The sequence below is a fragment of the Sphingobacterium faecium genome, from assembly GCF_003054045.1.
Classification (GTDB): domain Bacteria; phylum Bacteroidota; class Bacteroidia; order Sphingobacteriales; family Sphingobacteriaceae; genus Sphingobacterium; species Sphingobacterium faecium.
Window position 1 is genome coordinate 382,396 of sequence record NZ_QBKH01000004.1, and the last position, 20,529, is coordinate 402,924.

The window sequence follows — 20,529 nt, forward strand, 5'->3', positions numbered from 1 at the left end:
CTTATTTTCCTCCTTTCATAGTTGTAAAATTATAAATCACCTTTAACATGCCATAGCGATGCAACACTTCATTGCTGGACTGAATAAAGGATGTTCCACTTTGGTAACGATTGATACCGCTATTTTTATTCAAAATATCGTTGACAAAAAGTTGTGCTTCTAATGATTTATCTTTAAAGAACTTTTTAGAGATATAACCATTCATATTGATAATATTGATCGATTCCAAGGTTTGGGTTGCACTCTTATAATTTTGACGACCCTCCAATGATATTTTAAAATCTTTTGGTAAATAATACGTTGCTCTACCAAACGTATTCATTTTGAAAGATGTTCTACTTAATTCCGGCTGTAATGAAGAACTTAGATTTTCTACTCCAGGACTAACTGATATATAGAAATCCATCTTGTTGGCTTTAGAACGATTAAGTCCTATACTAGGAGAAAGATTCAAACTTTCATTTTGATTTAGCTGAGGCTCTGTTCTACCGATTGATAAATAGCTGTACTGACTATAATAATCAATATTAGCCCCAAGATTCAAATTTAATCCCCATTTTTTATGCAGGACAAATCGATATCCTGTCCCACCATATATATTCCAACTCGGTTTATCAACATTAACATATTGAATATCTTGGCGACCATCTTCATAATAGGTCACTCGACTTGATATATTATCGATCCCCTGCGAACCATTTAAATACACATAGATACTTTGATCCTTCAGTTGCTTATAAGAATTAAATTCTAAAGAGTAATTATTATTAAAACCGGCCTTCAAATCGAAATTATCTAAATACTGCACCAATTGCTGTGAGTTTTGTTTTAATGGCTCAATCTGAGTCAGGGAAGGTTGTATAGTTCGGCCCGAATACCTAAAATATACGCTCTTGCTTTTGGTTATTTGATAGTTGCCCGACAAGCTCGGACGAATAGACGTTTGATTCCGTTGTAGTGTAGTTTCCAAATTATTATATGCTCGCTTCACATCCTCATAATCCAATTGATTACTCAAATTAACGGTCAGCTTACTATCTTTATAATTAAGAGAAGTATTCAATCCATTTTTGATACTTGTAAAATCAAAATCATTAAGGATACGCTCATCTAATACCGTATATTCACCAGTGACGGGGTCTTGATCAAAAGATTGATTTAAGGTTTCTGATGTATTGTTAAGGAATGAATATCCGAGAGAAGCAGTTAACCTTTTAGACAAAGGTTCGGTAAACGTCATCGATGCCCCAAAGTTGGTATTTTTATTTTTATCACGCTTAAATTGATCAATTGTAGCAATACTATCTTTCACCTTAAAATAGGTTTCCGAGAAATAATTTGTTTTACCATCGCTCTGATTAGTATTCGTATTTAGAGCCAAAGTCAATGATCTTCTTTCTTTTTTAAAACGTCGGGTAAGCAAAAGATCTATATTAAACCTCTCTTGATCGCTTTTTAATCTGTTTCTTGATCGGGTTTGGGTAATTGTATCCCCTTCCAGCGTTTGCTGTCCGCCAAAAGTTTCCGAAAAATTATCTCGCTGTGACTTATTGAAACCCATCTTCACAGTCATATCGGTCAAGGAATCTAATTTATAGTCATAACGCAGATTGGCTGCGTTTACCCGATTTTCATTATCAGAACTCGTTTTTGAATGGTCAATACGTGCTTGATCAGGAAGATTATTCTGTGCAAGGTAAGTACTCGTATTCGTGACATTAAGTTGATTGCGTTTGTAGTTAACATTGATCTTATGCTTATCATTGGCTGTTTTATCGGAATAACTGGCCCCAAAATTAAGAGCTTTGGGTATCCCTCCCCCATAATAATTACCATCAAATCCACCATCCGAACCATCGCCTCCTGAAATCATAATGCCTCCGCCATCCATCATCTCGACATTACCTGATCCACCCACACCATATTTCTGCCCATCTTCAAAGCCTAGTCCAACCATACCATCATTGGCTGCAATTCCAAAAACCGCGATCTTTTGATTGCCATTAAATTTATTCGCCATCACTTTGCCACCATAATACTTGTCGGTACCTCCTCCTACAGTAGCTTGACCAAACATGCCCTTTTTGCTATCTGCCTTTAGCTTAATATCAATAGTCTGTGTTCGTTCACCATCATCGACACCTGTACGATCAGTTAAATCAGATTTCTTTTCATATACCTGTACTTTACTGACCATATCCGATCGGATATTCTTCGTGATGAGTGTTGGATCATCACCAAAAAACTCTTCGCCATCCAATAAGACTTTTTTTACTTCTTTTCCATTTGCCGTAATTTTCCCATTTGCATCAATGGTCATACCAGGAAGGACCTTTAAAAGGTCTTCCACTTTTGCATCTTTCTCTACTTTGAAGCTACCCGCATCATATTCAACCGTATCTCCTTTAATAACAACAGGAATTCGACCGGTTACTTGTGCTTCCTCTAACAGTAAAGCCGCTTTTGACAATTTAATAGATCCAAAAGATATAGGTTCTTCACCTACTAGGATGTCCTTTACAAAATCAACATATTGAGGAAAAGATACAATGAACCTGTATGATCCAGTATCTATTTTTGGAAAACTAAAATCTCCGCTTTCATTTGTTCTTACGAACTTAACAAGTACAGAATCTTTAGCATTTAATAAGACAACAGCAGCTTTTCCGAGTTTTCCACCATCCTTAGAATCAACAATCTCTCCCGATATTTTTGTTTGTGCTTGCGCTGAATTGGTCATCATAAACGAGCATATCAGTAATATGCTCCAATAGAATTTGGCCATTAGGTTAGGTTTATAATAATTAAAAACTAAAGATATAGTTTTAATACGATTAACTCGTATGGTTTTTGTTAAATTTTCGTTAAAAATAAAAAAGGTCGAATTAGTTGACTAATTCGACCTTTTTTATCATATGTTTTATTTAACTAATGGTCTTCAGTTGTATCTAGATTTAATTGTTTTTCTTTATTAATTAAACTAGCAACACTCGTATCGTTTAGTATTTGTAACATCGCATTGCGGACTTCAACAAAAGTATCCCGTATACCACAAGCATGTTCTGTTGTGCATTCATCACATGAGCGATAAAAATTGAGACTTACACAAGGCAATAAAGCAATAGGACCGTCAATCAGACGCATCACTTGGGATAAATAGACATCCTCAGGTGCTTTATTCAGACTATATCCACCCCCTGCACCCTTCTTGCTATATAAAATTCCTGCATTACGCATTTCTAACAATATCTGCTCTAAAAATTTCTTCGGGATATTTTCTTCCTCTGCAATTTTTACAATCTGCATCGGATCCTTACCGTAGTTCCTACCTAAAACCATTAAGGCTTTAATGGCATATTTTGTCTTTTTAGAAAGCATATTATTTATTCAATTTTATCTACAAACTTAGATAAAATTGTTTTATTTACAATCTTAATTAAATTGCTAATAAAACAATTTTATCCCCCCACTCCTCTTGTATCCGTAAATTTATATAGAGGAAACCTAACAAATTCTACCTGTAATATAGCATTTAATAGTGATACTACTGCCCGAGCACTTCTACTATAGGTGTTCCGATACTTCCATTGGGCTCCATGACATGTAATAGTGCCGCCAATGTAGGTGCAATATCAGTTACGTTAACTGATTTATTAGATACGCCATGTTTGATGCCCCAACCCATAAATACTAAAGGTATATGAGAATCAAAACTCGACCAAGTGCCATGTGTAGTACCCGTAGAACGTGGCGTGCCATCATACCATTGTGGTTCAACCACAATCTGAATAACCCCACTCCGTTTTATATTGTATCCATTTATAGCTTTTTCACGAATGGCTAGTGGTGCCTGCAATGCATCTCCTTTTGACATGTCAAATACAAATGCAACACCATCTTGTTTCTTTAAGTACTTAATGATATCAGTTTTGATCGCTTCTTCATCAAGTTTTAAAGTTTCAATTTTTTCGTTGTCCAAATGAACTTGGTAATTCATTAAACTTTTAACCAATTTTTCTTGACCAAATTTAGCTTTCAGATTTTCATTCAATGCCGTAATTATTTGTCTGCTTGGGAAATATCCACCATTTCCCTTCATATCCATAAAATAACGTGAATTATAAGATGCAGCATGATCCGCTGTTAAGAAGAACGTATAATTGCCCGCACCAACTGTCTTATCCAAATAATTGAAAAGATCAGCCAACTCATGATCCAGTTTTAAATAAATATCTTCAATCTCGACAGAAGAAAGCGAATAGCGGTGCCCCACGTAATCAGTTGCAGATAAGCTGACACAAAGAAAATCTGTGTTCTTGGTAGGATTATTACCCAATTTTTCATGTTCAATCGCTGCTTTAGCTAAATCTAAGGTCAACGTATTGCCCATAGGCGTCGTTTTGATCAATTCATAACCTTCAGTCTCCATCAATTTGGATGTCGCCCTTGGTAATGTTGGACTTGCTTCACCAGCAAATTTTCCTTCATAAATATTATCATCTGCAATACTTGAAGTATAGGTTGATAACGGATAAGAAGGTTTCCAATCTTGTTTTAAATATTTTTCAGCTAGTTTTTTCTTATTAAAATCTTCTACCCACTTTGGCAATTTGTCCATGTAAAAATTACTGGTAATCCAATTACCAGATTTGGACTCAAACCAATAAGCAGCGTCAGCAAAATGACCTGCAGGCAAGATACCACCACGATCTTTGATCGCAATTCCAATCACTTTAGATTGAAAATTGGTTGCTAATTTCAATTGATCAGTGATTGTAGAAGCAAGAAGATTACGAGGCGATTGTTTTCCTTCGGCCTCCATAGTACCAACACCAATGACATTGTCATCTTGAGTACAATACATCGGTTTGCCCGTCTGCTCCATAATCCAATCATTACCAGCGATACCGTGAATAGCCGGTACTGACCCCGTGTAGACCGAACTATGCCCAATTGCAGTGTAAGTAGGAATATAGTTAATCAATGTGTTCTCACAAGAAAATCCTTCATTCAACAATCTTTTGAAACCACCTTCGCCGTAACGTTCAGCAAATCGATACAAATAATCCCAACGCATTTGGTCAACCATAAGACCAACGACTAATTTAGGACGTTCTGGCGACTGTGCAAAGGTTGTCAGACTACTCAACCCTACGCACATCATTACTAACATTTTTTTAATCATGTCTTTCTGTTCTGTTTAGGCTATAAATGTAAAATTAATTTGTTAAATGTGTCTCTAAATATTGCCCTGTATAAGAATCTTTACACTTCACCAAGTCTTCTGGTAGTCCTGCAAAAACTAATTTACCTCCTTTATCACCACCTTCGGGTCCGATATCAATAACCCAATCTGCGGATTTAATCATATCCATATTATGCTCTATGACCAAGATGCTGTTACCCAGATTAATCAATGCCTCAAATGATTTCAATAATTTTTTGATATCATGGAAATGAAGACCAGTTGTTGGCTCATCGAAAATGAATAATGTCTTTTTACTATTATTTCCTTTTATCAAAAACGACGCTAATTTGATTCGCTGTGCCTCTCCTCCGGATAACGTACTGGAAGATTGTCCCAATTTCACATAGCCAAGACCAACATCTTGTAGGGGTTGAAGTTTAGATAAGATTTTAGGCTGATCGGAGAAGAATACAATAGCCTCATCCACACTTAAAGCTAAAATATCCGAAACAGATTTACTTTTATATTGAACATCAAGTACATGTTGTTTAAAACGTTTTCCATCACAAGCCTCACATGGCAATACAATGTCTGCCATAAACTGCATCTCGATCTTCACCTCTCCTTCGCCTTGACATACATCGCAACGACCACCTTCTACATTAAATGAAAATGCCGCAGGCTTCAAGCCCTCAGCTTTAGCTGCTGGTAAATTTGAATATAGCGCTCTGACTTCATCCCATGCCTTGACATAGGTAACCGGATTGGATCTGGAGGAACGACCGATGGGGTTTTGATCGACCATTTCAATTTGCTCTACCTGATCGATATCTCCTTCAATCCCATCATAGACACCGGTTTGCTCTCCCGAATAATTGCCGATCGCTTTCTGTAGCGCCGGATACAAGATTCTTTTTACTAAAGATGTCTTTCCAGAACCCGAAACGCCAGTAACGACTGTAAAATTGTTCAATGGAAAAGTAACATCGATGCCTTGCAGATTATTTTCATGTGCCCCTTTAACGATAATAGCATTATTCCAAGGCCTTCTTTTTGCAGGAATAATGATACTTTCTTGACCGCTGAGATACTTTCCTGTTAAACTTCTTTTATCTTTAAGGATCTCGTTATAATGCCCTGCAAAAACCAATTCTCCACCATTCACTCCTGCTTCCGGACCGATATCAATCAAATAATCGGCGGCTTCCATCATTTCTTGCTCATGCTCTACCACAATCACGGTATTTCCAATGTCACGTAGCGATTTCAATACCCCTATAAGCCTTTGCGTATCGCGTGGATGTAAACCAATACTTGGCTCATCCAATACATAGATCGAGCCGACTAATGAACTTCCTAAAGAAGTGGCTAAGTTGATCCGTTGAGATTCACCCCCAGAAAGGGAATTAGAAAGACGGTTGAGCGTTAGATAACTCAGACCTACATCACATAAAAACTGTAATCGGCTTTCAATTTCTGATAATAATCGTTTAGCAATCAAAAGGTCATTTCCTTTAAGCTCTAATCTTTGAAAGAATTCCAAAGCTTTATCCAAGGGCATCAAAACGATATCCGTAATGGACTGATCGCCAACTTTAACATAAGTAGCATCATGACGGAGACGTGAACCATGGCACTCGGGACAGTCTGTCTTACCACGATAGCGTGATAACATGACGCGATATTGTATTTTATAGGTCTGCTCTTCGAGTTCCTTGAAAAATTGATTTAAACCCGCAAAATATTTATTTCCTGTCCAAAGAATTTTCTTTTGTGCTGCTGTTAAATCGGAATAGGAACGATGGATCGGGAAATCAAATTTTAAAGAAACTTTGATCAATGCTTGTAACCATTCTCCCATCTTCTCACCTCTCCAAGGTGCGATCGCTCCATCGTATACGGATCGGCTTTTGTCCGGGATAACCAGATCTGGATCAATACCAATGACCTTACCATAACCTTCACAACGACGGCACGCTCCATATGGATTATTGAAACTAAAGAAATTCGCTGTCGGTTCTTCAAATAAAATACCATCCAATTCAAACCGATCGGAAAAATGATGCAATTCACCCTCTACATCAATTGAACAATTGCCTTTTCCTTCAAATAAAGCAGTCTGGATGGAATCTGAAAGACGGTTTAACGTATCATCATCCGATTCGATGCGAACACGGTCTGTAACAATCTCGATCTCCCCTTCTTTAATCCCTTTATTTTCGACCTTTTTATTATCGATAACACTTTCTATTTTCTGCAATTCGCCTTGATACTTGATTCTCACAAAACCTTTTTGCAATAATAAAGAGAGCTCTTCTTTCAATTTGCGATCATTGCTTGGTATTAAGGGTGCATAAATTGTAATGGAGGTACCCTCTTCTAATGAAGTAGCAAAATCAACAATACTCGAAACCGTATCTTTGGTCACCAGTTCTCCAGATACTGGAGAATACGTTTTCCCGATACGTGCATATAATAGTTTCAGATAATCGTAAATCTCTGTCGAGGTACCTACGGTAGAACGTGGATTGCTGGTAATCACCCGTTGTTCGATTGCAATCGCTGGAGCAATACCCTTGATGTAGTCTACCTCAGGTTTGTTCATCCTTCCCATAAACTGTCGGGCATAAGACGATAAACTCTCAACATAACGACGCTGTCCCTCGGCATACAAAGTATCAAAAGCTAAAGAAGATTTTCCCGAGCCTGACATACCTGTTATAACAACCAACTTATTTTTTGGGATATCGACATCAATATTCTTTAAATTATTGACTTTTGCCCCTTTTATTTGAATATAATTTTTCGGACTATTATCCTGTGTCTTCGCCATTTATAAATTCCAATCTAATTTGTTTCAATCTGACATACAGATAAAAACAAAAATAAGGATTTAAAAATCCTTATTAATAACCTGAACTAAGAAAAGCCCAATATTTTACAAATTCTTAATAATTGGACTATTTAGTAGCCAACTCCAGTTCTTCTTGGCTGCCTGATAGGAGGCCATACGCCCGGTTTACCGTCACGTCCCACAGGAAGTACACGTTGTTCCCGATTCACCAATTGAGGCTCCTCTGAGGCTTTATAAGTCATCACAGCAGTCAGGATAACATTATATTTCAAATCGTCAAACACGAGCTTATCATAGGTATCTAAGTTGGTATGCCAAGTATTACTGAAATAACCCCAAGACAAAGAGCTCAACATAAATGCAGGAACTCCTGCAGCTACAAATGAAGAGTGATCAGATCCACCTCCGCCTGGAGATCCAGGAAATTCAGTTTTAATATCTTTTGTAACCGCATTTGGTACAGCTGCCATCCAACGCGAAATAAAGTCATAGGCGTGCACAAAACCAGAACCATTGATTCGCTCTACACGACCAGTACCATTATCCAAATTGAAAACTGCCTGCGTATTTTCTACAATTTCAGGATTATCCAATACAAATGAACGAGAACCATTCAATCCTTGCTCTTCACTTCCCCATAAACCGATTAAAATAGTACGCTTAGGATTCGGTAAGATTTTTTTCAAAATACGTGCAACTTCCATCATAGCGATAGTTCCGGTTCCATTATCTGTTGCACCAGAACCTCCCTCCCAAGAATCAAGATGTGCGGAAAGGATCACATATTCATTAGGAAACTCAGTTCCTTTAATTTCAGCAATCGTATTAAATGATGGTACATTCCCCAAATCTTTTGAAGCAGTTTCAACACTGATCTTAGGCTTAATTCCCTTTTCAGCAAGACGGTATAACATACCATAATCTTCTAATGAGATATCCAAAGAAGGAACTTTATAGGATCTTGCTCCAAATATTTTGTTAGCTCCAAATTCTTTTGACCAATTACTCGTCAATATTCCTACTGCCCCTGCCTCTTCTAATAGGGAAGGGATAGAATTAGCTGATACACCAGAAGCTTGAATACGATTGTTCCACAATACAGTTAAAGAATCTCGAGATCTGTTCATCTTTTCAATAGATTCCTTTGTGCCAAACTCAGCCCAATTATGATCTGGACGACCTGTAGGTTGGGGCATTGAAATCATCACAAATTTCCCTTTAACACCAGGCAACCAATTTTTGAAAGATATAGAATCCTTGACATCTGGTAGAGCAATTACCTCCGCTTGTACCGTTTTTCCCTTTGTACTAGGACTCCATGCCAACTGTGTACCAGCTAATGACTTCACTCTTGGCGTTACCATATCAATGTGTGAAATACCACGTTCCCATCCCTTCCATTCTCCAAACTTCTGATTCTTAGCAGAGATCCCCCAACTTTCAAATTTTGCTAATGCCCATTCATTAGCACGGGTCATACCCGGAGTACCCACTAATCGCGGCCCCACCACATCCAACAATTCAAAAGCAAGTGATTCTAATTGCGAATGATCATTGGCTTCGGCAACAATTTTTTGTACAATAGGCTCTAAAACCTGATTTTCTTGCTGAAAACGGCCTTGAGCAAATCCATTTTCTACCAATGCAAAGCTTAATACTAAGGCACAACCTAAGATGCCTTTTGATAAAATATACGTGAAATTAGTTCTTTTCATAAAAATATATTGTTGAGGTTTTTTTTTAATACGGCTCAATAAAAATCGAAATTTATATTGACAATAGCTAGTTTCCATTCATATTATTACAAAAAGACTAACTATACCAACATCATCAATTCTCCAAGATTTTGAAACAACGACGAAACGTATTTAGCATAATCTCCATATTTCAGGAGAAAAAAGGTGATCATAAAAGATCATCTTTACAACATCATTCGAGCAGACAGGCGGATTAATTTATTGCTTAAAAAAAAGACCATCATGCTTGTAATCATGATGATTAAAGCGCAAGCAGATTGTTGAGCTGAAAAAAATCATAAAAAAAGCCTCCGATAAATCGGAGGCTTTCTAATATGTAGATTCTAATAAGATATTAGAATTTTTTGTTCACTTTACGTTCACCTTCAGTTAAGTAAATCTTACGTAAACGGATAGATTGAGGAGTAACCTCGATATACTCGTCACCTTGGATATACTCCATTGATTCTTCTAAAGAGAATTTAATCGCTGGTGCAATACGAGTGTTATCATCTGTACCAGATGCACGCATATTAGTCAATTGTTTCGCTTTAACGATATTGATTGTTAAATCATTATCACGGATATGCTCTCCTAAGATTTGTCCTTCGTAGATATCTACTCCTGGATCAACGAAGAATTTACCACGATCTTGTAATTTATCGATAGAGTAAGCTGTTGTAGTACCTTTATCTAAAGAGATCAATACACCATGTTGACGTCCAGGGATTGTACCTTTCCAAGGCTCGTAACCTTTCAAACGGTGCGCCATAACAGCTTCACCAGCAGTAGCAGTCAATACGTTGTTACGTAAACCGATGATACCACGAGAAGGGATCTCGAACTCTAAGTGTTGCATTTCACCTTTAGTCTCCATAATCAATAACTCACCTTTACGTTGTGTTACCAATTCAATTACTTTACCAGAAACTTCAGCAGGAACATCAACGACCAATACTTCAATTGGCTCACATTTCTTACCGTCAATTTCTTTCAAGATAACTTGTGGTTGACCTACTTGCAATTCGTAACCTTCGCGACGCATTGTTTCGATCAATACAGATAAATGGAGAATACCACGGCCATATACTAACCAAGCATCAGGAGAATCAGTAGGAACTACGCGTAATGCTAAGTTTTTCTCTAATTCTTTTTGTAAACGATCATGGATGTGACGAGAAGTAACTAATTTACCTTCTTTACCAAAGAAAGGAGAGTTATTAATCGTGAACAACATGTTCATTGTAGGCTCATCGATATGGATAACCTCTAATTGCTCTGGGTTTTCAAAATCAGCAATTGTATCACCGATATCAAAACCTTCGATACCAACTACAGCACAGATATCACCACAAGCAACCTCAGTAACACGACGACGACCTAATCCTTCAAATGTATGTAACTCTTTCACACGAGATTTCACGATTTTACCATCGCGTTTCATCAGTGAAATAGGTTGATTTTCTTTGATTGTTCCACGTGCAACACGACCAATAGCAATACGACCTACGAAAGTAGAGTAATCTAAAGATGTGATTTGCATTTGTAATGTTCCTTCATAAAAAGGAGATGGTGGGAAATGAGAGATGATCGCATCTAATAATTCAGAGACATCTTCTTTTGGCTCTTTCCAATCTGTTGACATCCAACCATTTTTAGAAGAACCGTATAATACTGGAAATGCCAATTGCTCTTCAGTAGCATCTAAGCTAAAGAATAAATCAAATACATTTTCATATACTTCTTCAGGACGACAGTTTTCTTTATCAACTTTGTTTACAACAACTAAAGGCTTCAAACCCAATGCTAAAGCTTTTTGTGTAACGAAACGCGTTTGAGGCATAGGGCCTTCAAAAGCATCTACCAATAACACAACACCATCAGCCATTTTCAAGACACGCTCAACCTCACCACCGAAATCGGCGTGACCAGGAGTATCAATAACGTTGATTTTTACACCTTTGTATTGAACAGAAACGTTTTTAGCAACGATCGTAATACCGCGTTCACGCTCTAGATCATTGTTATCTAGAATTAAATCACCTGTACCATCATTATCTCTAAAAAGATTTGTGAAGTGTAAGATTTTGTCTACCAACGTAGTTTTACCGTGATCGACGTGAGCGATAATCGCTATATTTCTAATATTTTGCATCCAGCAAGTAAATTTGTTTTAAATTCAGGGTGCAAAGATAAGTATTTTGCACCATAAATTCATATAACTATGTGTATTTTATTTGATTACACCTAAATCTTTTCCAACTTTCGTGAATGCAGCTATTGCTTTATCCAAATGACTGAGCTCATGACCTGCTGAAATTTGGACACGAATGCGCGCTTTTCCTTGTGGAACCACTGGGTAATAGAACCCAATTACATAGATTCCTTCAGCCAGCATTCTTGTTGCAAATTCTTGAGCCAATTTAGCATCATACAACATTACAGGCACAATAGGATGGAATCCAGACTTGATATCAAAGCCTGCTGCTGTCATCTTTTCGCGGAAATAAACCGTATTTGACTCGAGTTTATCACGTAAATCTGTTGTCTCACTCAACATATCCAATACCGCCACAGAAGCTCCTGCGATTGCTGGCGCTAATGTATTAGAAAATAAATAGGGACGAGAACGCTGACGCAACATATCAATGATTTCTTTACGGCCAGAAGTAAAACCACCAGATGCACCACCTAATGCTTTACCTAATGTTCCAGTAATGATATCAACGCGATCAATTACATGATATAATTCATGTGTACCACGTCCAGTTTTACCAATAAAACCTGTACAGTGTGACTCATCGATCATCACTAATGCTTCATATTTATCTGCTAGATCACAGATCTGATCTAATGGTGCTACCGAACCGTCCATAGAGAATGCTCCGTCTGTAACGATAATACGGTGACGCGCGCCAGAAGCCGCTTGTAACTGAGCTTCTAAATCTGCCATATCCGCGTTTTTATAACGGAAACGTTGTGCTTTACACAAACGGACACCATCGATAATAGATGCATGATTTAATTCATCTGAAATGATCGCATCTTCTGCACCTAATAAAGGTTCGAATACTCCGCCATTGGCATCAAATGCAGCGGCATATAAAATAGTATCTTCTGTTCCTAAAAATTTAGAAATTTTTGCTTCCAACTCTTTGTGAATATCCTGTGTTCCACAAATAAAACGTACTGATGACATTCCATATCCATGTGAATCAATTGCTTTTTTTGCTGCTTCTGTCACTTTCGGATGTGATGATAATCCTAAATAGTTATTTGCACAAAAATTGATGACATCTTCACCAGTGCTTACTTTAATATCAGCACCTTGAGGCGTAGTGATTACGCGTTCTTCTTTATACAAACCAGCTTCTTTGATAGCTGCTAATTCTTTCTGCAATGCAGGTTGAAGAGTTTTATACATAATAATTCAAAATTTTATACAATTATAAGATTTTATAAGAGGATTTACTCCACTTAAAAATGAAGTTTATGTTATTAATGCCTCAACGGCATGTGAAACCGTGTGCACAAATTTTACTATTCATAACGCAAAGCTTCCACAGGATCTAATTTTGACGCTTTAGAAGCCGGATAATAGCCTGAGAGCATTCCAACAAGCACACAAACCGTAAAACCTAGTATAATCCAATTCCATGGAACGATAAAAGAGGCCCCTAATTGTAAAGCTAAAACATTCCCTATGACAATACCCAACAGTATTCCAGCTGCTCCACCGATTAGACAGATAACAACTGCTTCAATTAAGAACTGTTTTCGAATCACCGAAGGTGTAGCGCCAATTGCTTTCCGTATACCAATCTCACGTGTACGTTCGGTCACGGATACCAACATGATATTCATCAAGCCTATAGAGGCACCTATTAATGTAATTAATGCAATCACAATTGCACCCATAGTGACAATAACCATATTCTGTAATAAAATCTGTGCAACTGCATCTGATTTTGTGATCTCAAAATCGGAAGCCTGTTTAGCTGTTAATCCTCGAATATTTCGAAATGCAATAGTTGCCTCTCCCACCGCAGCTTCTAGCCGGATAGGATCATTGGCCGATACGGTAATGATATAAGAGGGGTTCTTTCCATCCATTACTGTCCTAGCTTTTAACAATGGAACAAGACAGGCTTTATCAGCCCCCATACCTGCACTCGATCCTTTACTTTTCAATACACCAATAACCTGGTAACGAACTCCGCCAATCGTCATAAACTCTCCGATTGGATTGATTGTTCCTTTAAATAATTTTTGATAGATCTCGTCACCAATGATGACGACTGAGCTACCGTTATAAACTTCCTGATTGGTGAAATTACGCCCCAAGGCGACACTATATCCAGAAGTTTTTAGGTAGGATTCATCAGATCCGATCACACCAATATTAGGATTTGTTTTTTCTGATTTATACTTTGCTGTTGCTGCCCAAGAGACGTTGACACTTAGCGATGTCACAGCATCAAATTTAAATGCTTCTTTAAAGCTAGCAGCTTCACGATAGGTAATGGAAGAATAGACTTTTGACTGCTCCCCACTATTACCGATCCGTACATTTAAACCACGGTTGCGTATATTGAAGGAATTAGATCCCATTGATGAAAAAGAATCTGTCAGTGAGGACTTAATGGCATCTATCGATGTAAGTACACCAATCAGAGCAGTAATACCGATAGCGATAATGAGTGCTGTTAAAAAAGTCCGCAGTTTATTACTCACTATAGATTGCAAAGCAAGCTTTATATTCTCTGAATAGGACATTTTAACAGCCATAGCAATTCTATTGTTAGTATTTAGATTGCTGAAATTACTGCTATTAAATTAATTATACAATGTTTTTAAAAAATTTAGATTTCAAAAAAGAAAAAGCGCCCTCAAAAAAAATAAGTGGCGCTTTTCAATTCTAATGAAAGTCTTAATTAATCTTTTTCCACGTTTCTGTTCGTCCAAATAAGCTCACTCCCACGTAACCGCGTATATCAAGCTTGTCTGTACCTTGCAAAGTCATCTTACAGCTATATGTTTTTCCAGATTTTGGATCATAGATTTTACCATCAACAAAAGAATTTCCGTCTTTCGAAAAATTAGTTAAAATTTCCAGTCCTTGAATCTGTCTACTTTGTAAGCTTTTTTCAGGATTTTTTACATCCTTTTTGAGATTTCCATGAACATCATTAGGCTCTTTCAACCAATATAGTTTACCATAATACTTATCACCTTTTTTGTAGATTTCGATTCTTCCTTCCCCACTAGGGTTTTGCCATTTACCAATAATAGGATCAGATTGGGCAAAAATTGCTACTGATGTAAAGACCATCACGAGCATCATAATTATTTTTTTCATACTGTCTATTTTATAATTGTTTAGGTGAATTTACGAAAAATATATTATGCCTGCATAACATAATGAAATTAATTATGATAAATCTAGAATTATGAAAACATTTTTATAAGTTACAAATCAATAATTAGGACATCCAATTGTTTGTTATTTGGCACCGCATTTGTTATAAATTTCCGAGGAATTAACTAAAATTATAAATATCATGAAATTCATTATTAGCCTACTTATTACAGGTGTAGTGATTGCAGTAGCAGCCTACATTTCACCGGGAGTACATGTTGCTAGCTTTTTTTGGGCTATCATTACGGGTCTTGTTATTGGATTTGTCAATGCAACCGTTGGTTCTATCTTAAGATTGTTCACCTTTCCATTAAATTGGTTAACACTAGGTTTGGTTTCTTTTATCATTACCGTTCTTATGATTTTATTAACCGACTCCTTATTAGGTTCCAAGTTTGACGTATCAGGTTTTTGGACAGCGGCGCTCTTTGCTATTGTTGTAGCTGTACTTGAAATGATCATTGGAAATCTTTTCCCAAGTAAAGCTGATTAGAAATTAAATGTTTTCAACATACAAAAAGCCAATCGATATTGATTGGCTTTTTGTATTTATATAGGAAGCATTTTATTTTTTATTTAATCTCTCTCCCTTATTTGACTCTTGAAATCACCCGATCGCGATCTCTCCGACTATTCGTTCGGAAAATATTTTTTTAATCAAAAATACTTAGTTCGCGTCCCACCATACACGATTGGTCAAAACTCCATTGTCTCCCTGGCTGACTACATTTTGATTATTTGTATTGATTTCTGTTTCAGGATACATAAAGCGCAATGGATATCCATTAGGAACTGGTGAAGACACGGAGTTAGGAAAGTTAGGATACCCCAGTCTTCTAAAATCATTCCATGATTGAATGTTATTAATATTATTTAAGGATAACCATTTCTGTGTGATGATACGCTCGATCTTGTTCGTAGCAGTAGCATAATTCACATTAGTCTGATTGATATAGGATTGTATATTATAATTATTAACATTGAACAAATAATTAAATGATGCTTGAATACCACTTTGATACAACTGACTCGCTATGCCTGTTATCCAATCTCTTTCAACCGCTTCTGCACGTAAGAAATTAGATTCTGCCAAAGAGATTAGAACGATAGACTGATTGAAAGATTTAATTATTCCAGCTGGTTGGTTTCCATTTTCATTTGGTCCTTTTAAAGCTGAAGTGTTAACAGCTGCATATTCATCTTTTATCATATTTTCTCCGAAAATAACCCCATTAAAATCTCCATTTACGCTCACATAATTTTGCGCCAATCTCGGATCATTGAACTCTTTATATTTTTCAATAAGATACTGACTAGGACGTATATTCGCATAATTAGCTACAGCCACTCCAGAATTATTACGATAATAGGTTTCGTAAAATGGATTTATCTTGGAAGCTGTATTCAAGAAACCAGGATTTACACTAGCATCTTCTTCTAAAAAGCCAGAACCTTCCTGTACAATTTTAGCTATTTCCTCGGTAATATAAGACGCTTGACTAGCAACTTCAGACTGTCTTAGCAATGCTCTTAATTTCAACGTATTTCCAAATTTTGCCCATTTAGTTTTATTCCCTTTGAATATTACATCATCATTTGCAGGAAGCAAAGAGGCAACTTTAATTTCTTCTATACCTTGAGTAATCAGGTCTACAGATTTTTTATATACATCTTTTCCGGACTCATAACTGGGGTGCAAAATCTTAGACCCTTTTAGGGCGTCCTCATAAGGCACATTATTATAGAAATCAACAAGGATAAAAAAATGGTATCCCATCATAATCTTTGCTATTCCTGAATAAAATTTAGCATCTTCTATTTCCGCCTGTTCTAATATTTCTTTATAATAAAACAAATTATTATAAGTCGATTCCCAAACAGCTAATCCATCACGAGTATCTCTAATGGCTGGCCCATTATACATTTTAAGCGACCCAAAAGAACTGATTCCTTCATTAGAAGTACCCCAATATCCTCCCCAAAGACCCCCGATCAGGTTTAATTGAGTAGCTTCATATGCCGCTGATGTCACCAATGCTGCAGGGAGCTTGGCATTCAAACTTAAGTTTTCCTTAATTGGGGAATTGGGATTAACATTTACATCTAAAAAATCTTTGCAAGAGGTCGATGCGAATAATACAAAACTCATTAACCCTATCTTTATCATATTGTATTTCATTACCGTATTTTTAAAAAGTCATATTAATATTAAAGCCCATTGATCTGGAGGTTGGAATTTGTCTAAAACTAGAATAACCGTCAGTTTGATTATATAGTGCTTCGGGATCACCAATTTTATTGGAAGAGTGTCTGATAATGAACAAATTGTTACCAACAAAACCTATGCTAGCTTTTTTAAACAATTTTTGTCCTGCTAAAAACTTTGCTGGCAAATCATATCCAACATAAAGCTCTCTTAATTTCAAATAGTCAGCTTTTGCAGCAGTAGTTGTCTGGATATTTCCATAAGCAGTCCACCAAGCTTTGTCACCTTTTGAATATACATCGGTATTGTCCACAATACTCCCATCAGCAAGGCGAATCATCGAATTTGGCATGATAAACGGTTGTCTATCATATTTCACCGTCTCTATATGTGTTCCAGCCGCATACATTCTTGGAAATACTTCTGAGTACATCCAGCTTCCTAATCTTGAATCTATTTGAAAGCCTAAAGTAAAGGACTGATAAGAAAGTTTTGTGGAAAAACCAAAAAGATATGGGGGAACCATGGTACCCAATACAACCTCTTCATCTGAAGGAATTACATTTCCATCCTTATCTAGCACTATTTTACCATCTTCTTTTAAGAAGTCGGTCATGCGAAGTGTGGGATATTGATGATCCTTAAGAGCATATGCCTGTCTAAAGATATTAAATTCATCACCTGCAAATAGATTTTTGGCTTTGGTATCTGTGTAACTAAAGTTAAAGCCTAAATCTAACTTCACTTTATCATTTTTAATTACAGTTCCATTGATCATAACTTCGAGAGTTTTATTGATCATTTGTCCTGCATTGACTATGGTAGAATTAAAACCTGTTGCACTTGATATACCCGCATTAAAAATTTGTCCATCAGAATCGGAATGTGCATAAGCAATATCAGTACTTAATCTATTATTAAAGAATCCAAGTTGAAGTCCTACTTCATAAGACTTTACAAACTCAGGTTTAATTAACAAATTGGGTTCTGAAAGAGAAGGTGTAAATCCCACCAAACTTCCATAGGGAAATCCTGCGGTCTGACTATAGGTTAGATTTAATCTATAAGGATCCAATGTAACGTTGCCCGTCTTATTATAAGATGTATAAACTCGTCCATAATTTAATACGCTGTTATTTTTCAGACTTTCGATTGCATCTGTAAATACAAAAGAAGAACTTATACCTGGTGAGAAGTAACTATTATTATTGGGATCAAGAACAGAAACTTTATCATTTCTTCCTGTCAAAGTCAAAAACAAATAATTTTTATAACCCGCGGTGAACTCTCCATATGTTGCCAATGAGCGGTATTTTGTTATTGTAGAACCTCCAGTTAACTCTCCAGTTCTAGATCCCTGATTATAGATATCTTCAAACAATAAGTTGGATGCACTTACATTTATCTGTTTTCTGTCATCCATTCTGACATTTTGACCAACTAATAATTTAGTAGAGAAGTTACCAAAATCCTTATGGAAATTCAAAATCAAGTCATTATTGAATCTTGTAAATCCAGAATGGGTATCATTCACAGATCCATTGATATTCCTTGTTGCTACGCTTGATGTTAATTTCCGATTTGTCACACGTCCTGGCTCAGACTGGAAATAGAGACCTGTTCGGTAAGTTGCATCAAACCAATCTGCAAATTCATAATTAAATTCTAATTTTGAGTTTAAAGTATGTTGATCTGATGTATTTCTATTATTATCAGCCATAAAAATTGGATTTCTAGTACTCGCAACTGGGTTGTACCAATTTAAGGGGTGATTTGGAGAACTTGGGTCTTCCCAATTTCTAGCGCCTTTATAATCGATGTTTGCAGGCTGAGTATAAGCAGAAAGCCAAGGACCGTCACTTGTTGTATTGTTCTTGAAAAATACATAATTTACATTAAACGATGTATTCAGTCTATTAAAACGACGAGAACCATTAAATCGAGCTCCGGTACGACTGGATTTATCCCCAGGAATAATTCCCTTTATACGAACATCCTGTAAGGACATAAAATATGAACTTTCAGTATCTCCACCGGAAAACGATAGATCATTTTGGATTGTAATACCGGTATCAAAAAATCCTAAACGATTATCTTTACTAGGCACTTCATATCGCTTAGTCGGTTGTACACCATTAATCGGAAGACCAAAATCCCGCTCTTCACCATTAAATTTATCACCCCAAGATTCATTAGCAACAGGACTATAAATTCCATTCTGTCCTTGACCGAATGTCACTTGAGCTGGTGGCAATAAGAACACGTTGGAGAAAGTTGTGCTATTGCTAAAATTAATTTGACCTCTATCAGATTTTCCCGATTTTGTCGTGATCATAATAGCGCCATTTACACCTTCAGATCCATAAAGTGCAGCAGCATTTGCTCCTTTAAGGACAGTGATATCCTGTATATCATTAGGATTTATGCGAGTTATATCCGGTAGAGGAACACCATCAACCACATATAAAGGATCATTTTTTGACCGGTTTAAAGAACGTGTACCTCTTAATCTGATCTGAATTCCTGGATCAGTTTTACCTGTAGTAAGATCTGTAGCGTTTATACGCAATCCTGCAACCTTACTGGACAATGCTAACAATGGATTCACAACCTTTCCTAAATTAAGATCTTCATTATTGACAGTCTGTGCAGATGTACCCAACTCTCTTGATTGTCTTTTAATCCCAAGTGCTCCTGTAACAACCACTTCCGAGAGCAATGTATTATCCTTCGTCAGGTAAATAACTCGATTTGACCAATCTTTATCAATAAAAATTTCTGTTGGCAAATATCCTACATGCGATACAATTAATTTTTGTCCCTGATGTGCAAGAATCCGAAAAGTACCTTGAGAACCAGTAATCACAGCTCCTGATCGATCATTTCCTTTAACCGAAACAGATACACCTCTTATCGGTTCGTCAGTTTGCTGCTCCAAAACACGTCCAGCTAATGTAACATGAGTCTGCGCACACAATTCCGATGAATAAGTTAATAGGAGCAGTAAAATTGAAAAGTAATATTTTATCATCCTTGACTTTTTTAGTTAATACATATAAAATTTATATCTTTGACTTTAGAACGAGTCTAAATAAACGATTGTAAAATTAGATTAATTATAAATAG

12 protein-coding genes are annotated in these 20,529 nt (G+C 36.6%); 1 reads left to right on the forward strand and 11 read right to left on the reverse strand.

What is annotated here, in order from left to right; genetic code table 11:
* Position 1 precedes the first annotated feature (1 nt).
* The 9 genes from C8N37_RS13285 to C8N37_RS13325 all read right to left on the reverse strand — a co-directional run bounded on the left by C8N37_RS13285 (position 2) and on the right by C8N37_RS13325 (position 15,137).
* On the reverse strand, positions 2-2,785 hold the full coding sequence (locus tag C8N37_RS13285; RefSeq protein WP_108159335.1) for a TonB-dependent receptor: 2,784 nt from the start codon (positions 2,783-2,785) through the stop codon (positions 2-4).
* A 143-nt stretch (positions 2,786-2,928) separates the two neighbouring features.
* On the reverse strand, positions 2,929-3,378 hold the full coding sequence (locus C8N37_RS13290) for an RrF2 family transcriptional regulator (protein ID WP_108159336.1): 450 nt from the start codon (positions 3,376-3,378) through the stop codon (positions 2,929-2,931).
* 166 nt (positions 3,379-3,544) lie between these two features.
* Complete coding sequence (gene pafA / locus C8N37_RS13295) at positions 3,545-5,164, reverse strand: alkaline phosphatase PafA (RefSeq protein WP_244914424.1); 1,620 nt, start codon at positions 5,162-5,164, stop codon at positions 3,545-3,547.
* A gap of 55 nt (positions 5,165-5,219) precedes the next feature.
* Positions 5,220-8,021, reverse strand: coding sequence for an excinuclease ABC subunit UvrA (gene uvrA, locus C8N37_RS13300; RefSeq protein WP_108159338.1), 2,802 nt, complete (start codon positions 8,019-8,021; stop codon positions 5,220-5,222).
* A 131-nt stretch (positions 8,022-8,152) separates the two neighbouring features.
* Positions 8,153-9,757, reverse strand: coding sequence for a M20/M25/M40 family metallo-hydrolase (locus C8N37_RS13305; RefSeq protein ID WP_108159488.1), 1,605 nt, complete (start codon positions 9,755-9,757; stop codon positions 8,153-8,155).
* A gap of 376 nt (positions 9,758-10,133) precedes the next feature.
* Positions 10,134-11,933, reverse strand: coding sequence for a translational GTPase TypA (gene typA, locus C8N37_RS13310; protein ID WP_045754744.1), 1,800 nt, complete (start codon positions 11,931-11,933; stop codon positions 10,134-10,136).
* A gap of 78 nt (positions 11,934-12,011) precedes the next feature.
* Complete coding sequence (kbl, locus tag C8N37_RS13315) at positions 12,012-13,202, reverse strand: glycine C-acetyltransferase (protein WP_108159339.1); 1,191 nt, start codon at positions 13,200-13,202, stop codon at positions 12,012-12,014.
* 116 nt (positions 13,203-13,318) lie between these two features.
* Positions 13,319-14,566 (reverse strand): ABC transporter permease, encoded by a 1,248-nt coding sequence (locus C8N37_RS13320; RefSeq protein WP_108159340.1) that lies wholly within the window; start codon positions 14,564-14,566, stop codon positions 13,319-13,321.
* A 142-nt stretch (positions 14,567-14,708) separates the two neighbouring features.
* A complete protein-coding gene (locus C8N37_RS13325; RefSeq protein ID WP_108159341.1) occupies positions 14,709-15,137 on the reverse strand; it encodes a DUF2147 domain-containing protein in 429 nt (142 codons plus the stop codon).
* 202 nt (positions 15,138-15,339) lie between these two features.
* On the opposite strand from C8N37_RS13325, the gene C8N37_RS13330 reads away from it, so the two are divergent.
* Complete coding sequence (locus C8N37_RS13330; protein WP_108159342.1) at positions 15,340-15,690, forward strand: phage holin family protein; 351 nt, start codon at positions 15,340-15,342, stop codon at positions 15,688-15,690.
* A 174-nt stretch (positions 15,691-15,864) separates the two neighbouring features.
* On the opposite strand, the gene C8N37_RS13335 is transcribed toward C8N37_RS13330, so the two are convergent.
* Both C8N37_RS13335 and C8N37_RS13340 read right to left on the reverse strand, forming a co-directional pair.
* A complete protein-coding gene (locus C8N37_RS13335; RefSeq protein ID WP_244914425.1) occupies positions 15,865-17,346 on the reverse strand; it encodes a SusD/RagB family nutrient-binding outer membrane lipoprotein in 1,482 nt (493 codons plus the stop codon).
* A gap of 40 nt (positions 17,347-17,386) precedes the next feature.
* A complete protein-coding gene (locus C8N37_RS13340; RefSeq protein WP_108159344.1) occupies positions 17,387-20,434 on the reverse strand; it encodes a SusC/RagA family TonB-linked outer membrane protein in 3,048 nt (1,015 codons plus the stop codon).
* Between the last annotated feature and the right edge of the window lie 95 nt (positions 20,435-20,529).

Excerpts from the sequence above, each read along its gene's own strand:
- C8N37_RS13285 (WP_108159335.1), bottom strand. The coding sequence starts at position 2,785 with ATGGCCAAATTCTATTGGAGCATATTACTGATATGCTCGTTTATGATG.
- C8N37_RS13290 (WP_108159336.1), bottom strand. The coding sequence starts at position 3,378 with ATGCTTTCTAAAAAGACAAAATATGCCATTAAAGCCTTAATGGTTTTA.
- pafA (WP_244914424.1), bottom strand. The coding sequence starts at position 5,164 with ATGATGTGCGTAGGGTTGAGTAGTCTGACAACCTTTGCACAGTCGCCA.
- uvrA (WP_108159338.1), bottom strand. The coding sequence starts at position 8,021 with ATGGCGAAGACACAGGATAATAGTCCGAAAAATTATATTCAAATAAAA.
- C8N37_RS13305 (WP_108159488.1), bottom strand. The coding sequence starts at position 9,757 with ATGAAAAGAACTAATTTCACGTATATTTTATCAAAAGGCATCTTAGGT.
- typA (WP_045754744.1), bottom strand. The coding sequence starts at position 11,933 with ATGCAAAATATTAGAAATATAGCGATTATCGCTCACGTCGATCACGGT.
- kbl (WP_108159339.1), bottom strand. The coding sequence starts at position 13,202 with ATGTATAAAACTCTTCAACCTGCATTGCAGAAAGAATTAGCAGCTATC.
- C8N37_RS13320 (WP_108159340.1), bottom strand. The coding sequence starts at position 14,566 with ATGGCTGTTAAAATGTCCTATTCAGAGAATATAAAGCTTGCTTTGCAA.
- C8N37_RS13325 (WP_108159341.1), bottom strand. The coding sequence starts at position 15,137 with ATGAAAAAAATAATTATGATGCTCGTGATGGTCTTTACATCAGTAGCA.
- C8N37_RS13330 (WP_108159342.1), top strand. The coding sequence starts at position 15,340 with ATGAAATTCATTATTAGCCTACTTATTACAGGTGTAGTGATTGCAGTA.
- C8N37_RS13335 (WP_244914425.1), bottom strand. The coding sequence starts at position 17,346 with ATGAGTTTTGTATTATTCGCATCGACCTCTTGCAAAGATTTTTTAGAT.
- C8N37_RS13340 (WP_108159344.1), bottom strand. The coding sequence starts at position 20,434 with ATGATAAAATATTACTTTTCAATTTTACTGCTCCTATTAACTTATTCA.